General features: G+C 42.5%; 13 protein-coding genes. 9 read left to right on the top strand and 4 right to left on the bottom strand.

Annotated features, from left to right (window positions below; all coding sequences use genetic code 11):
• The first annotated feature begins 60 nt into the window (after positions 1-60).
• The 3 genes from PHEP_RS02545 to PHEP_RS02555 all read left to right on the top strand — a co-directional run bounded on the left by PHEP_RS02545 (position 61) and on the right by PHEP_RS02555 (position 5,015).
• Positions 61-1,113: a 2Fe-2S iron-sulfur cluster-binding protein gene (locus PHEP_RS02545; protein ID WP_012780685.1), complete on the top strand. Its 1,053-nt coding sequence runs from the start codon at positions 61-63 to the stop codon at positions 1,111-1,113.
• Positions 1,114-1,216: 103 nt separating this feature from the next.
• On the top strand, positions 1,217-4,060 hold the full coding sequence (uvrA, locus tag PHEP_RS02550) for an excinuclease ABC subunit UvrA (RefSeq protein WP_012780686.1): 2,844 nt from the start codon (positions 1,217-1,219) through the stop codon (positions 4,058-4,060).
• Between the two features lie 10 nt (positions 4,061-4,070).
• Positions 4,071-5,015 carry an NAD(P)H-hydrate dehydratase gene (locus PHEP_RS02555; protein WP_012780687.1) on the top strand — a complete coding sequence of 315 codons (945 nt, stop codon included), beginning with the start codon at positions 4,071-4,073 and terminating at the stop codon, positions 5,013-5,015.
• On the opposite strand, the gene PHEP_RS02560 is transcribed toward PHEP_RS02555, so the two are convergent.
• The 4 genes from PHEP_RS02560 to PHEP_RS02575 form a co-directional block, all read right to left on the bottom strand.
• On the bottom strand, positions 5,012-5,896 hold the full coding sequence (locus PHEP_RS02560) for an anti-sigma factor (RefSeq protein WP_012780688.1): 885 nt from the start codon (positions 5,894-5,896) through the stop codon (positions 5,012-5,014). The genes PHEP_RS02555 and PHEP_RS02560 overlap by 4 nt on opposite strands.
• 1 nt (position 5,897) lies before the next feature.
• Positions 5,898-6,449: an RNA polymerase sigma factor gene (locus PHEP_RS02565; RefSeq protein WP_012780689.1), complete on the bottom strand. Its 552-nt coding sequence runs from the start codon at positions 6,447-6,449 to the stop codon at positions 5,898-5,900.
• Between the two features lie 50 nt (positions 6,450-6,499).
• Complete coding sequence (gene lipA / locus PHEP_RS02570) at positions 6,500-7,378, bottom strand: lipoyl synthase (RefSeq protein ID WP_012780690.1); 879 nt, start codon at positions 7,376-7,378, stop codon at positions 6,500-6,502.
• 70 nt (positions 7,379-7,448) lie between these two features.
• A complete protein-coding gene (locus PHEP_RS02575) occupies positions 7,449-7,868 on the bottom strand; it encodes an META domain-containing protein (RefSeq protein ID WP_012780691.1) in 420 nt (139 codons plus the stop codon).
• A 91-nt stretch (positions 7,869-7,959) separates the two neighbouring features.
• Here PHEP_RS02575 and PHEP_RS02580 point away from each other — a divergent pair, with 91 nt between their 5' ends.
• The 6 genes from PHEP_RS02580 to PHEP_RS02605 all read left to right on the top strand — a co-directional run bounded on the left by PHEP_RS02580 (position 7,960) and on the right by PHEP_RS02605 (position 16,639).
• On the top strand, positions 7,960-8,364 hold the full coding sequence (locus PHEP_RS02580) for an OsmC family protein (protein WP_012780692.1): 405 nt from the start codon (positions 7,960-7,962) through the stop codon (positions 8,362-8,364).
• A gap of 171 nt (positions 8,365-8,535) precedes the next feature.
• Positions 8,536-8,721, top strand: a complete 186-nt coding sequence (locus tag PHEP_RS02585) for a hypothetical protein (protein ID WP_012780693.1) — start codon at positions 8,536-8,538, stop codon at positions 8,719-8,721.
• Between the two features lie 215 nt (positions 8,722-8,936).
• Positions 8,937-12,176: a SusC/RagA family TonB-linked outer membrane protein gene (locus tag PHEP_RS02590; RefSeq protein ID WP_012780694.1), complete on the top strand. Its 3,240-nt coding sequence runs from the start codon at positions 8,937-8,939 to the stop codon at positions 12,174-12,176.
• 36 nt (positions 12,177-12,212) lie between these two features.
• On the top strand, positions 12,213-13,631 hold the full coding sequence (locus PHEP_RS02595) for a RagB/SusD family nutrient uptake outer membrane protein (protein ID WP_036675455.1): 1,419 nt from the start codon (positions 12,213-12,215) through the stop codon (positions 13,629-13,631).
• A gap of 13 nt (positions 13,632-13,644) precedes the next feature.
• Positions 13,645-15,489, top strand: a complete 1,845-nt coding sequence (locus tag PHEP_RS02600; RefSeq protein WP_012780696.1) for a sialidase family protein — start codon at positions 13,645-13,647, stop codon at positions 15,487-15,489.
• 133 nt (positions 15,490-15,622) lie between these two features.
• Positions 15,623-16,639: a LacI family DNA-binding transcriptional regulator gene (locus PHEP_RS02605; protein WP_012780697.1), complete on the top strand. Its 1,017-nt coding sequence runs from the start codon at positions 15,623-15,625 to the stop codon at positions 16,637-16,639.
• The last annotated feature ends 18 nt before the right edge of the window (positions 16,640-16,657 follow it).

The following is a 16,657-nucleotide window of genomic DNA, read 5'->3' on the forward strand; positions in this document are numbered from 1 at the left end:
TTTGTAAGCGTTCAGAGACCCAGGGTTTCTGAACGCTTTTTTTATTATTTTTACCAGCCTATGGTATTGATACAACTGCGCATTACTGAAATGACATTTTGTCCAGGTGAAACACTGATTATAAGTTTTGAACCTGTGGATGGAATAAAACCCAAATATCTTGCAGGCCAGTTCTTAACACTCGTTTTTAAAGTGAATGGCAGAGAATTGAGAAGGTCTTACTCTTTATGCAGTTCGCCTGATGTAGACGAGCCGCTTTCTATTGCCATAAAACGGGTTGAAAATGGCGAAATATCCAGGTTGCTGCACCATAAAACGGCCGTAGGGGATGTGCTTACTGCAGTTGAACCCAATGGCCGTTTTAGCTATGTACCTGAAGTGCAATTGAAAAGAACAGTTTTTCTTTTTGCTGCGGGTGTAGGCATAACCCCATTGTACGCCATTGTTAAAACTGCACTCATTGCTGAACAGCATACAAATATCATTCTGATCTATAGCAGCCGCTCGGCCGATCAAACCCTGTTTTATAAAGAATTAAACAGTTGGCAGGTGCAATATCCAGGACGTTTCAAGATTGTTTATGTGTTTAGCCAGTCGCAAAACCTCCTGATGGCCCGTTTAAATGGACCACTAATAGAAAGGCTGGTGGCTGAGCATCTGGAGTTCAATAAGGAAGATGCTTTGTTGTATACCTGTGGTCCGGTCGACTACATGGACGTATGTCGTATTACACTGCTCAATTTAGGATTTGACCAGGACCAGATCAGGAGGGAGACCTTTGTGCTCCCCGAAGATGAGCAGGACGAAGATGATGCCACCGAGAAAAAGGTAAGACATACCAATACCTATTCGGTAGTTTTGAATTTTAAGAACAATATATATCATTTAAGCGTTCCTTATAACCAAACCATACTGGATGCAGCATTGGAGAAAAACATTAAACTACCCTATAGCTGCCATGCGGGAATATGCAGCACCTGTACCGCAAATTGCATTAAGGGTGGTGTAGAGATGGATTATAATGAAGTACTGATGGACGATGAAATTGCAGCTGGAAGGGTGTTGGTTTGTACCGGCCATCCTACGGAAGACGGTACCACAATTGTTTGGTAAATTTTTAGTTTTGGTACAATGTTTTGATAAAATTTTTAGCAATTTTGTGCCGTAAAAAAATGTGATCTTAAACGTTTAAAATCAGTATCATTTTTAAATATATATGAGCAAAAATACTGTTGACCTTGGCGAGCAAAAAGATGTGGAAGTGTATGGGGCCAGGGTGCATAACCTTAAAAATATAGATATCTCCTTTCCGCGGAATAAACTGGTAGTGATTACAGGTCTGAGTGGGAGTGGTAAATCATCTCTGGCTTTTGATACTATTTATGCCGAAGGGCAGCGTAGGTATATGGAAACCTTTAGTGCCTACTCCCGGCAGTTTATGGGCGGGATGGAAAGACCTGATGTAGATAAGGTATCTGGTTTAAGCCCCGTTATTGCCATAGAACAGAAAACGACCAGTAAAAACCCACGCTCTACAGTTGGTACCATTACCGAAATCTACGATTTTATGCGGCTCCTTTATGCCCGTACAGCCGACGCTTTCTCGTACAATACGGGTGAAAAGATGGAGCGCATGAGTGAACACCAGATTCTTGAAAATATATTCGATAAGTTTGGTAATATGCCTGTAAATATTCTGGCCCCGGTAGTAAAAGGACGTAAAGGGCATTACAGGGAATTGTTTGAACAGATCCGCAAACAGGGTTATGTGAAGGTGCGTATTGACGGAGATATCCAGGATATTACACCAAAGATGCAGGTAGACCGCTATAAGATCCATGACATTGAGATTGTGGTAGACCGTCTGATCATTGACCGGAAAGATGTAAAGCGCTTACAGGACTCTTTACAAACTGCCATGCGTTTGGGCAAAGGCATCATTAAGATCAGTGATAAAGACAACAATGTATCACATTTCAGCCGTTTTCTGATGTGCCCCACAACCGGCATCTCTTATGATGAACCCCAACCCAATAGTTTCTCATTCAATTCCCCATACGGTGCGTGTGAAAACTGTGATGGCCTGGGCTATATATTTGTGGTAGACAAGGAATCGGTAATGCCCAATCCTAAGCTGAGCATTATGAACGGAGGATTGGCCCCATTGGGTGAGTACCGCGATATATGGATGTTCCAGGTATTAAAGGCATTGGCCAAAAAATATAATTTCTCTTTGTCTACCCCGATAGAAAAGTTGGGTGATGATATCATCAATATCATTTTAAATGGATCACATGAACTGATTTCTGTAGCGGTAGAGTATAATAAATGGAATGTACAAAACTATCAGATCACTTTTGACGGCATCATTAAACTGCTGGAAGAACAGCAGGAACGCAAAGGGGAGGCCGCAGTAGATGATATGGAGGCTTTCAGAAAACTGAAGACCTGCCCGGTGTGTAATGGCGCGCGGTTAAAGAAGGAGAGCCTACACTTTAAAATTGATGGCAAAAATATCTTTGAACTTGCAGAGATGGACATCAGCAGCATTAAAGAATGGTATGTTGATTTGGAAAGCAGATTAACGGAAAGACAAAATACCATAGCTAAAGAGATTTTAAAAGAGATCAGGTCCAGACTTGGCTTTTTGAGTGATGTTGGGCTTAATTATTTGTCGCTGGACCGTACGGCACGGACCCTTTCCGGAGGGGAGGCGCAAAGGATCAGGCTGGCCACACAGATCGGTTCTCAGCTGATGAATGTGATGTACATTCTGGATGAGCCAAGTATCGGGCTTCACCAGCGGGATAATGAACGTTTAATAGGAGCGCTAAAAAATCTGCGGGACCTGGGCAATACGGTGCTGGTGGTAGAACATGATAAGGACATGATTCTGGAGGCCGACCATGTGATCGATGTTGGCCCGGCTGCTGGTGTACATGGCGGGCAGATTGTCGCACAGGGTACACCTGCCGAGATTTTAAAGTCTGATACGCTTACAGCAGCTTATTTAAATGGTAAAAAAGGGATAGAAGTACCTAAAAAGCGCAGAAAGGGAACCGGGCATAAACTTTCTATCATCAAGGCAAGCGGGCATAACCTGAAAGACGTGTCTGTTGATTTCCCTTTGGGCAAGTTTATTACCGTAACAGGTGTATCCGGTAGTGGAAAGTCGAGTTTAATCACCGAGACTTTGTATCCAATTTTAAACCATCACTTTTTTAGGGCTAAAAAACATCCTTTACCCTATGAAAAGATCAATGGCTTAAAAGAAATAGACAAAGTGATTGAAATTGACCAGGCACCCATCGGGCGTACGCCGAGGTCAAATCCCTCTACCTACACAGGTGTTTTCTCTGACATCCGGAACTTATATGTGCAATTGCCCGAGGCTAAAATAAGGGGTTATAAGCCCGGCCGCTTCTCTTTTAATGTGAAAGGCGGACGTTGTGAAACCTGTCAGGGCGGTGGAATGAAGGTCATAGAAATGAATTTCCTGCCTGATGTACAAGTGCCCTGCGAAGAATGTCAGGGAAAAAGATATAACCGGGAAACGCTGGAAGTACGTTACAGAGGTAAATCCATCAGTGATGTGCTGGATATGAGTATAGAAGAGGCCTGTGATTTTTTTGAGAACATGCCGGCCATTTATCGCAAGATCAAAACCCTTAAAGATGTGGGGCTGGGATACATTACACTGGGCCAATCGTCTACCACCTTGTCGGGCGGTGAGGCCCAGCGGGTTAAACTGGCTACGGAACTTTCTAAAAAAGATACAGGTCGTACATTTTATATTCTGGATGAACCCACAACTGGCCTGCATTTTGAGGATATAAACGTATTGCTGGGTGTGCTGAATGAGCTGGTAGAGAGAGGAAATACTGTACTGGTTATTGAACATAACCTTGATGTAGTAAAAGTAGCGGATTGGGTAATAGACCTGGGCGAGGAGGGTGGTGCCGGAGGTGGAAAGATCATCTTTGAAGGTACGCCGGAAGGCCTGATCCAAAATCCGATAAGCTTAACCGGCAAATTCCTGAAAAAGGAAATGGGCCTGTAAATTAATTATTATGGCAGTCTTTTTAAGTACTTTTCTGCCCGATTCAGATGCTTCAAGCAAATTGCAGGTTGTAGATGAAGGACTGGGCAAGTTAAGTTCCGAAGAAGAAAGTTCGCCCTATAAGCTAATAGGCGATAGGGATATTAAAGCGATCCTAAAGCCAAGAAGGCCCTTTTCTCATAAGGGTAATTACGGACACGCCTTGATTATTGCCGGCGATATGAAAACCATGGGTGCTGCTTTATTGTGTGCCAGCGGTTGTTTACATGCAGGTGCGGGATTAACTACAGCAACTGTCCCCGAAAGTGGACTAACTGCCTTAAATTCGGCGCTTCCTGAAGTCATGTACCTGGACAGAAAGCACCTGGTTAAAATAAAATCATTAAAAAAATACGATGCTATTGCTGTTGGCCCGGGGCTGGGTAAACAGCTGGAAGCAGTATGTATCCTTGAGGAACTGATGGTATTAAAACAAGCTGTAATCGCAGATGCAGATGCTTTAAACATCCTGTCGAAAAGGGAGGACCTGCTTTTTCACCTTGCCAAGGATTCGATCTTTACCCCGCATTTAAAGGAGTTTGATATCCTGTTTGGTAAACATAAAAACTGGTGGGAAAGGCTGCAGACGGGCAGAACGATGGCAAAAAAGCTGGGATCTGTTATTGTGCTCAAGAACCAGTACACTTTTATCATTGATCAACAGGGCGATGTGCTGATCAATTCTACAGGAAATCCTGCTATGGCACAGGGTGGGATGGGTGACGTGTTGACCGGTATGATAGCAGCTTATGTGGCCCAGGGCTACAGTGCAAAGGCAGCAGCAATTCTTGGCTGTTATTTCCATGGTAAGGCCGGAGATGAGCTGGCTACGGGCCGTTACAATATCACTGCTTCAGAGCTTGCTGCACAGGTGCCTGTAACGGTTAAAACATTCCAGGATAAAAGCGGATCTTAGATAGAGACCCCACCCATTACGATCATCTGGTCCATAGTAGGAGCAACACTACCACCACGTTTTTCAATGGTTACTGCAAAAGCCTGGGCACCTGTAATTTCTTTCATCTTTAGCAGGATATGTGTACTGTCTGCCTTCACATCAAATACACCAAGGTCTACAGGTTTGCCATTTACCAGGGCCCAAAGCTGATACTGATGGTTTTGATCGTTTACAGGTAAGGCCATTTTTGCATTGTCGACCATTACATGCTGACCGGTTTTATGCCAGTACACTACCATTTTTGCTTTGGGATCCATAGCAGTGCCTGCAAGTTTAACAATTTTCCAGTCCGGATCATCTGGCATGTCGGCAATCTTTTGAAGATCTGTATTACTTTCTTCCAGGTGACTTACAGTAGCTGCAAATTTTTGCTTATCGAGGTTAAGTGCGAGGATTTCACTTTTAGCTGCACCCAGTTCTGTACGGGCAGAGAACAAAGCAACTACACTGATCGCCAGCAAGGCAATACAAGCCACCAGGGCTACACGTAAAGTTCTTATTTTTGATTCATAAGCTTTGGTTTGCAAAGGTATAACAATACTTTCTTTTACGGGTTGGTGCATTTGTTTCGTATTATCTGCAACCTGTTCAGGTTTTGTTTCAACCGGTTTTGCTGTACCGATCTGATCCAGAATTTTTCCTTTCAAATCTGCAGCAGGCTCAACTGCATGCCTCAATGCATATTGTTCCATAGCAATTTCAATGGCATCGATTTCCTGTTTTACTTCAGGATATTTCGCTGCCATCGCTTCAACTTCATGTTGCTCCTGAACGGTTAATTGTCCAAGAACATAAAGTTCAAGAATGCCTGATTCGATATATGCTTTTCCTTCTTCCACCTTAATTAAAATTCTTTCTTAATTCCATAATAGCCATCCGGATTCGTGTTTTTACGGTACCCAATGGCAAATTTAATTCTTCTGCCGCTTCTATATGCGTATATCCCTTAAAATACACCATGTTCAAAACTGCATTAAACTCAGGTTTAAGTGCATTGACCATGTCTTTTACGCCCAAAGTATCTGCATTAAAAGTAACTTCTTTCTGCGCGTCAATGAAATCTACGTTATTTTCTATATCCTGGTTTTTACCAGCATTCTTAAAATCTTTTGAACGCAATTTATCGATGGATAAGTTGCGGGTAATATTTAACATCCAGGTAAACAAACGTCCTTTTGTTGGATCGTAGCTATCAGCCGAATTCCAGATTTTTATGAATGCCTCTTGTAATAAGTCTTCCGCTACTTCCGTTTGTACTATAATTCTGGATATAACGCCTAGTAATGCGCCTGAGTACATGTCGTACAGGGCTTGAATAGCAACAGTGTCGCGTCTTTTTAGGGCGCTAACCAGCTCTTCTTCGGAGAGGGATATTTTTTTTGCTGTTGCCAATGATCTGCTAATATACAGAAAACAACAAAGAAAAAGTTAAAGTGTTTTGGCTAAAAATTGAACAGGTGTTTTTCTGCGTGATAAGAGGAACGTACAAGCGGCCCGCTCTCAACATACCTTAACCCTTTGGCCAATCCGATTTCTTTATATTTGGCAAACTGGTCAGGATGTATCCAGTCTACCACAGGGTGATGGTTACGTGTAGGTTGCAGGTATTGTCCGAGGGTTAAAATGTGTACTCCATTGGCTACCAGATCGTCCATTGCTTCCAAAACATCTGCTTCAGTTTCACCTAGTCCAAGCATGATGCCAGTTTTGGTTCTTAACCCGAATTCAGATATGCGTTTCAGTGCTTCGAGGCTCCTGTCGTATTTGGCCTGGATACGTACCTGTTTGGTCAAACGTCTTACAGTTTCCACGTTGTGCGACATCACTTCCGGGCGTTCTTCTAAAACCCGGTAAAGGTTATCCCACTGACCTTTAAAATCAGGGATAAGGGTTTCCAACGTAGTTTCAGGACTTTCTCTTCTAATCGCCTGCAGGGTCTCGGCCCAGATGATGGATCCGCCGTCTTTTAGGTCGTCCCTGTCAACCGATGTAATTACACAGTGTTTTACCTGCATCAGCTTTACAGAGTTTGCTACACGATTGGGTTCATCAGTGTCAACTGCCAAAGGCCGGCCTGTGGCCACTGCACAGAAGGAACATGACCTGGTACAGATGTTGCCAAGAATCATGAATGTTGCTGTTCCTGCACCCCAACATTCGCCCATATTGGGGCAATTGCCGCTTTCACATATAGTGTGCAGCTTGTGGGTATCTACAAGGCTACGTACCTGTGCATATTCTTTGCCAACAGGAAGCTTTACTCTAAGCCAATCTGGTTTACGTTGTACTTGGTTTTCTGAAACAACCGGTAATGCGATCATGGTACAAAGTTACGCAATACGGTTTGAATTTTATAAATATGAAATGTTTACCTGATGTAAACTTGATAAACTACTTTTTTGTAAAGCGCATCAATGGCAGATCACCTTGCAGCATAGTCAGTGTATTTTCTTTAACTTCATAGGCATTCACTTTTTTTAGCATATCTAAAAAAACCTTTTCCCCTCCGCCTTCACAGTACCGCATGGTCATTGGACCTGGTTCAGCAATAGTCATTTTATTGCCATCGATGGTTAGTTTGCAGCTAAAACCGTTACAGCTGGTATTGCCATTGATCTCTTCGGGGTTCTCTTTAAAATTAATGATGGGCTTGGCGTTAGGATATAATCCGTTAAAGGCAATCCTTGGGCCGGTAATGTAATTTAGTTCCCACTGGCCGGTTAATTTTTGGGCCGACTGGTCGTGTTTTCTCATGTTGCAGGCAGTTAATGCACTTACACTGAAGAGCATAACAAAGATGATTGTTTTCATAGTATTTGTTTATTCTTACTTAAAGTTAATAATTACCGCTATACTTTTTCATATAATGTTTGATTTGCATTGTATTGCTTAATTTTACAGCATGAGCACTTCAAAAATAACTTATAATGGTGGTTTAAGAACCACGGCTGTACATCAGCGTTCCGGTAAGGAGATAATTACCGATGCACCGGTAGACAATAAAGGAAAAGGAGAAGCTTTTTCACCAACAGACCTTTTGGCTACATCGCTTGGAAACTGTATGCTGACCATCGTAGGGATTGCAGCTAATGAACATGACTTTAATATTGACGGCACTACTTGTGACATCACGAAGGTTATGGCGGAAAATCCACGAAGGGTAGCCGAAATTGTAGTTAATTTCCAATTTCCTGCAAATGATTATTCCAATAAGGATAAAAAAATCATTGAAAGGTCGGCAAATACCTGCCCTGTGATGTACAGTCTGCATCCTGACATTAAGAAAACGGTTACTTTTAATTATTAATCCCAAATAACCGCCTGATAACCTTTCAGTAATTTTTTTGTTAACAACAGACATTTTTGTCTGTTGTTAAGATTTTTTTGTTGAATTAAATTTGGAAAGCAAGAATAAATACTTTTATTTGTAATGTAAACGATTACAATTTTGTTTTTCGTTAACCTAACCAAATATAGTATGAAGACAAGAAGCGATAATGGGGCATACTACCCAGGTGCAATAAGTTGTACCATCCAAAAGAGCAGCAGTAATTTCCCTGAATTTATAATAAATCCAAGGGAATATGGTGATGCAGTAGAGAAAATGTATGAGTTTCTATTTTTTATCTACCAAAATGTAATCGATTACATTTTAGAGAAATGATTTAATCTATATTGCTAAAGAGCAGTTTAAGTTAGGCTTATGAGCAAGCTAAACAACCAATAACCAAATATAAATCAGACTATGAGTAAAAAATTTCCGCCTTAGGGCCTTACATCAGTTGATGCAAATTGATGGCGAACCACCATATCTCTTAACGCAAATGCTAATGTTTTAAATCGCATAACCTATCTGGGTTATGGTATTACTTAATTAAAATGATTGAAGAAAATAATAAGCAGCTTTTTATAAAAGCTATACGCAAGCTGGCCCTGATGATGGGTTTACTGATAACTGCCATGCAGCTGTATGCAGGTGTACGTGTTGAACCTGGTTTGGTTAATGGGCCTACAGTTCTTTTTGCGGATATAAAAGTGAGCGGACGCGTATCTGATGATAAAGGTTTAGGTCTGCCTGGTGTAAGTGTAAAGCTTAAAGGTACAAATACCGGAACGGTAACAGATGCAAAAGGGAATTACAGTTTAATTGTACCGGATAATGGTATTTTGGTATTCAGTTTTACAGGTACCATAACCAAAGAGGTACAGGTTAATAACCAGAAAACTATTGATGTTAAACTGGCAGAAGATGTGAAAACATTAAATGAAACCGTAGTAATAGGCTATGGAACCCAGTCTAAAAAAGCAGTTACAGGTTCTGTGGCCTCTATTGGTTACGATAAATTTAAAGACCGTTCTTATTCCAACGTTACCCAATCCCTTGCCGGACAGGTAGCAGGTGTAAACATCAGTCAGGGCCAGGGCGCACCCGGCGTAGCTCCAATCATCCGGATCCGGGGTGTAAGTTCGATTACCGCTGGTACCAACCCGCTTTTTGTAGTGGATGGTGTACCACTGGAAAATTTTAACCTCAACCTGATCAATTCCCAGGACATTGCTTCAGTAGAAGTACTAAAGGATGCTTCCTCTGCAGCTATTTATGGATCAAGGGGTGCCAGTGGGGTTATCCTTGTTACTACCAAAATGGGAAAATCGGGTAAGACTGACATCAATGTTAACCTGGAATACGGCAGCCAAAAAGTAGCGCGGATGATCGATATGATGGATGCCCAGCAATGGATCCAATACTACATTCTGGCTAAAAACAACTCCTGGACGGATCTGGGGGGTGGCAGAAAGGCTTCTGACCCAAATAGCTTGAGGGGAAATGCTTCTACGTATAAAATTCCTGAAGAATTTATCAATAGTCCGGAGCAGTTCGGGAAAGGTACAGACTGGCAGGACGTGATGTTTAGGGTGGCCCCGATGAAAAGCGGGCAGTTGTCCGTTTCTGGGGGTACAGACAAAACACAATTCCTCTTCTCGGCTTCTTATTTAGACCAGGATGCGGTACTCGACCAAAATTATTATAAGCGTTTATCCTTGCGCTCAAATGTAAAACACAATGTGTCTGACAAATTTACCCTTGGCATGAACCTGAGCTTTACCGGGATTTACGACCGTACTGACGGCACCCAGGGAAAAAGTGATGTAATTGGCTTAGCCCTGCAAAGCGACCCGTTTTTTCCATTGTACAATGAAAATGGAAATCTGGGAATGGCCGACCCTAACTCCATCTGGAACCGCTACCTGCAATATAATCCGGTCAATTTATGGCACCCTTATGCCACCACCCGGTTTACCGATAAGCAAAATAAAGCCTTCAATACGCTGGCCATCGGTTATGCAGAATATAAAATACTCAATAACCTGAAGTTCCGCACCAGTTTAAACGGAAACCTGGGCAACAATCGGTACAACTATTACCTGATCAAAAACCAGGGATATGGGTTCAACCAATCGCTGACACCTTCTACAGGAACGGCATCCAGTGGCTACCTGCTCAACTGGTTAAATGAGAATACCCTGAACTACGATCTGAAAGTTAAAGATCATACCTTCAATGTGCTTGCAGGGTATACCGTTCAGAAACAACACGATGAGTTCCAGTCGGCCACGGCAACCAATTTTCCTAACGATCTGGTCCATACCTTAAATGCAGGCACTGTCACCTCCGGAACCTCTACCATCTCTGAATGGTCGATGATCAGTTACCTGGCTCGTTTGAATTACAACTACAAAAACAGGTACTTTTTAACTTCCACTATCCGAAGAGATGGCAGTTCCCGTTTTGGTATCAACAACAAATGGGGTTATTTCCCATCGGTATCCGGTGCATGGATTGCATCTGACGAAAGTTTCCTGGCAAACATCAAAACAATTTCCTTATTAAAATTAAGGGCAAGTTACGGTGTGGCAGGTAACAACCAGATCCCCAATTATGGCTCGAGTAGTTTGCTTGGTCAGGGCAATTATGTTCAGGGTGATGCGCTTGCCAGTGGTCTGATTACCCTTAATATCAATAATAAAGACTTAAAATGGGAGAAAACGACCCAGCTGAACCTGGGGCTTGACCTTGGTCTCTTCAGCAACCGGTTGAACTTTTCGGCAGAGTACTACAAGTCCATTACCAAAGACATGCTCTTGAATGTGCCTGTACCTGATATTTCTGGATTTGGAACACAACTTACCAATATTGGTAAGATGCAGAACGCAGGGGTAGAACTGAACGTCAATACTAAAAATTTTACGGGTGACTTTAAATGGAGTACGGACTTTAATTTCTCCCATAATAAAAACAAGGTGCTTCAATTGGGGCCTAACAATGCGCCGATCTATTTTACAGATAATGAAACGATGGTAAAAACGGAAGTTGGACAGCCAATCTCAAATTTTTACGGCTATAAGTTCGATGGAGTATACCTCAACCAGGCGCAAATTAACAACAGCGTTCATGAAGCCAGTACCGTTCCGGGTGATCCGATCATACGGGATGTGAATGGCGATGGTAAAATAACAACCGACGACAGAACAGTTATCGGTAATTACCAGCCTAAGTTCACCGCGGGTATCGTCAATACCTTTTCTTATAAAGGAATAGAGTTATCCTTCATGTTCCAGGGATCTTATGGCGGAGAGATTGTGAACCAGAATTATAGGTTCCTGGGGTACTGGAACAGCGGCAGAAACCTTTATGCAAAAGTAAACAATTATTATAGATCCGAGGCTGAACCTGGCGATGGCGTCAACCCAAGGCCAACTATGGTCCGCAAAGCCTTTCAATCTGCATTCTCTACTTTATGGGTGGAAGATGCTTCTTACCTGAGGCTAAAGAATATTAACGTTTCTTATGCCCTGCCGGAAAGGCTGTTAAAGGGTACCTCTCTAAAAACATTGCGTATTTACGCAAACGCAGACAATGTTTACTTATGGAGCAAGTACACGGGGTATGATCCGGAAAACACCACTTTCAGCGCCACCTCTTATTCTTCCAATGGTACGGCTGCCAATTCGGGTACAGTTTCCTCAGCAACCCCTCCGGGTGCACTGATCGGACTGGATTATGGTTCTTATCCGGTACCACGTGTGATTACAGTTGGCTTAAGGGCCAGTTTTTAATAAATGGTTTTATCAATTGAACATAAAATGAATGTCATGAATATCAAACATAAAATCCTGTTGATGGCCCTGGTGCTGCTATCTGCTTCGGGTTGTAAAAAGTCTTTTCTTGAATTGGCACCGGAATCCAATGCAAACGCCGAAACGTTCTACAAAACGAAAGCAGATATGGACCTTGCTGTAAATGCCGCCTATTCTACACTTTATAATGTCTATGATCCTGAAGGTCCGGTATCCTATACTGCAGAAATGATGGGTGACAACACCACACTGTACATCATTGCCGGAAATCAGACAGATAAATTTGCATTTAAAGATTACAACCTGCAAACCAACAATACGATGGTATACAGTTTCTGGAGGACCTATTATTCCTCTCTGTACAGCATCAACATTATTTTGAGTAAACTTGATGATTCGGAGCTGACGGCGACAGAAAAGGAAAGTGTAAAAGCGCAGATGTCTTTTCTGAGGGGATTGTATTACTTCAATATGGTGCGTTTATGGGGAGATGTTCCCATCGTAACGAAACCGCTTTCAGTAGAAGAAACCTATAAGGTAGTCCGTTCGCCCAAAGCAGACGTGTATAAGTTGATTTTGGACGATCTGACTTTCGCTGCAGAAAAATTACCGCCGACTGCAGTTGGAAGAGCTACACAAGGCGCAGCTTTAACCGCTAAAGGAGAAGTTTACCTCACTTTAAACGATAAGGCCAATGCAACAACGGCTTTAATGTCGGTATACACCAGCCAGAATTATAAGTTGCAGGGTACTTATGCCGCGGTATTTGGTCCGACAGTGAAAAATACTAAAGAATCCATCTTTGAAATTCAATATCTTGGCGGGGCAAGCAGCATATCGACTGGTACCTACAGCAAATATTACCGCAATTATTCTCCAAATGTAAATGTATTTGGGTTTAGTGGGATTGGTATGAACCAGGTGACCGACGATCTGTACAATGAATATGAAACGGGCGATCCAAGACGTGAGCTCAGTATAACCCTGGGTTTTCAGAACGGGGCGGTATTCCAGGAACAGAAATATCCGATCAAATGGATAGATCCAACTGCGGTTAAAACAGATAACAATGTGCTGGCCAACAACAATTTCATGGTTTATCGCTTTGCAGATGTCTTGCTGATGCTTTCGGAAGCGACTGACGATCCGAAATACCTCAATGAAGTCAGGACAAGGGTAAACTTGCCTTTATTTGGAACGCCGGGTTATCCTTCTGCAAAATACCCTACACTGGCCCTCGCCATTGAACATGAAAGAAGGGTAGAGCTGGCCATTGAGTTTCACCGCTGGTTTGACCTGAAAAGAACGGGTCGTGCGGTCGCTGTTTTAAGTGCAAAAGGAAAGCCGGTTACTGAGAAAAAGCTTTTATTGCCGATTCCGGAGACCGTTAGGTTGCAAAATGGAATTATTACACAGAACGACGGCTACAACTAAACATCAATAAATCATGAAGTCATCTTCCATTAAATTTTTAATTGCTGCTTTTATACTGCCCTGCAGTTTTGTAAATGCACAGGATACACTCAGATATACCGGAAAAACGATTGTTAATGTTGATTATCACCATGGTCAGCTTCCTCCGGCAGTTGGAGTCCATAATATACAGGTGTTCCGGGCCGACCGCTCCAATCCGGACAAGGCCACTGGGTTAAACTGGACTTACAGTCACCAGCCCATGCTGGCTTACTGGAACAATAAATTTTATCTGCAATACCTGAGTAATCCGGTTGGGGAGCATATCCCCCCCGGACAAACACTCCTGACCACTTCTTTGGATGGAAAAACCTGGGAAACACCCAGGGTAATTTTTCCACCCTATAAAATAGCCGATGGTACCAGGAAAGCGGGGATTGATCAGGTGGCAAAAAACCTTACTTCGGTGATGCACCAGCGGATGAGCTTTTTCTTATCCGGAAAAAAGCGTTTGCTGGCACTGGCTTACTATGGGATTTCTTTTAACCCTAAAGATAGCCCGAATGATGGAAACGGGATAGGCCGTGTAGTGCGGGAAATTTTACCGGATGGGAAATTCGGTCCGATTTACTTTATCAACTATAACCACCTGTACAGTGAAAAAAACACAAACTATCCCAATTATAAACGTAGTAAGGATAAGGGCTTTGTTGCAGCCTGCAACGAGCTGCTGGGCAATGCTTTGATGGTGCAGCAATGGGCCGAAGAATCTGATGACAATGATCCGCTGATTAAATTAAAGGGTGATTATAAGGCTTTTAGTTATTACCACCTGCCCGACAACAGGGTTGTTGGGCTTTGGAAAAATGGCTTGACCAGTATCAGCAAGGATGAAGGCAAAACCTGGGAATATAAACCTTTGAGGGCGCCTAAAGTGGTAAACAGTAATGCCAAGATCTGGGGGCAGCGTACCTCAGACGGAAAGTTTGTTACCGTATATAATCCATCAGAATTCAGGTGGCCGCTTGCCCTTTCTGTGAGTAATGAAGGGTTGAATTATGATGATTTACTGCTGGTGCATGGAGACATTACCGCCATGCGTTATGGCGGTTCATATAAGTCCTACGGCCCCCAGTATGTAAGGGGAATTGAGGAAGGTAACGGCGTGCCGCCGGATAAAAAATTATGGGTTACCTATAGCGTTAATAAGGAAGATATCTGGGTATCTTCCATTCCCGTGCCAGTAAAAGCAAAGGCCGATCAGCAGGCAAATGAAGTGTTCAATACCATGCCGGATGCTGAAGAACTTGTAAACTGGAATACCTATAGCCCCCTAAGAGCACCTGTAAAAATAGTTAAAATGCCCGACGGGAATAAAGGACTTTCTTTGGCTGATTTTGACCCTTTTGACTATGCCAAGGCAGAAAGAGTTATTCCTGCGTCCAAAAAACTGATTGCTGCCTTTTCAGTTATTCCGCAGCAAAATGACAATGGGCTGCTGAATATAGAATTTCAGGATGCCAGGGGAGCTGCTGGTATCAGGCTTTCTTTTGATGATAAGAAGGTCTTAAAGCTAAAGGCGGGTTATAGAGATAAGCACCTGATGAATTATGTGGCCGGACAGCGTTATGATATTGAGGTGAAACTGGATGTGGATACCAGATTGTATACCGTAACCGTAAACGGGCAGCAAATGGGAAACAGCTTTTTGTTTGCACCATTGGAAAGTGTTTCCCGCATTGTTTTTAAAACTGGTGACGTGGTACGTTTTCCAGATGCGGATACGCCTACCGATCAGAATTATGATCTTCCGGATGCCGATGGCAAAACTAAACCTGCTGGTTTTTATATTCCATCCCTTCAAACAAAAACTTTTTAACTATGTGCACCAGATGCTTTTAACATTGAAATACGTACACCTATCGGTTCTCCTGTCAAAATGTTTTTTAAAACAAACACCTGATTTTAGAAAAGTAAACGATTACATTTAGCATGTCTATAAAAAATATATTATGTCAAGTCTAAAAAATGTAGCCGATCTGGCAGGTGTTTCTGTGGCCACTGTATCCAGGGTTTTAAATTCAGATGAAGTGGTTAAGTATGAGACTAAGGTGAAGGTGATGAATGCGATAAAAACACTGAAATATTCGCCCAATCGGGTTGCCCAGCGTTTGCGTACCACCAGGAAAAGCAGCAGGTTAATTGGTTTGCTAATCCCTGATATCCAAAACCCTTTTTATGTAGATGTGATCAGGGGGATAGAGGTTTTTGCTTATGCAAATAATGCCGCTGTGGTGATTGGTAACTTCTCTCAGGATGAAAAAAAGGAAAAGCTCTACCTGGATATCCTAAAATCAGAATCGGTAGATGGTTTTATTGTAGCGCCTTCAAATGAAAAGGACATTTACATTAAAGAGCTGGTGAAAGATGGGTTCCCTGTTGTTTGCATTGACCGTGGGCTTAGCGATATTGAAGTTGACCTGGTGAAAGTGGATAACCAAAAGGGCGCCTTTAATGCCATTGAACATTTAATTAAATTACAACATACACGGATCGGGCACATTACGGGAAATCAGCTGATACCGACAACAATGGAGCGTTTGGCAGGTTATGAACAGGCATTGAAGCAATACAACATTGCTATAGATCCTGAAATTATTGTAAGCAGGGAATCAGATTATGAAAGTGGTGCTGAGCTGGCCGCTTATCTGCTGGACCTGGAAAATCCCCCGACCGCTATTTTTACAGGGAATAACCTGCTCACACTGGGCGCTTTGGAAACCATTAATAAAAGAGGTTTAAAAATTCCGGAGGATATAGCCATCATCGGATTTGATGATGTTTATTGGGCAAATTCTTTAAATCCGCCCCTCACGGCGGTCAGACAGCCGGGTTTTGAGATCGGCAAACGTGCAATGGAATTGCTGATCCAGAGGATTCTCTCGCCGGAGCGCGAAGTGGCCAGTATCATTTATAAAACGGAACTCATGATCAGGAAATCCTGTGGAAGTAAAGAAAAACGACTGTAATATCAATAAGCAAAAATA

The sequence above is a fragment of the Pedobacter heparinus DSM 2366 genome (assembly GCF_000023825.1).
Classification (GTDB): Bacteria; Bacteroidota; Bacteroidia; order Sphingobacteriales; family Sphingobacteriaceae; genus Pedobacter; species Pedobacter heparinus.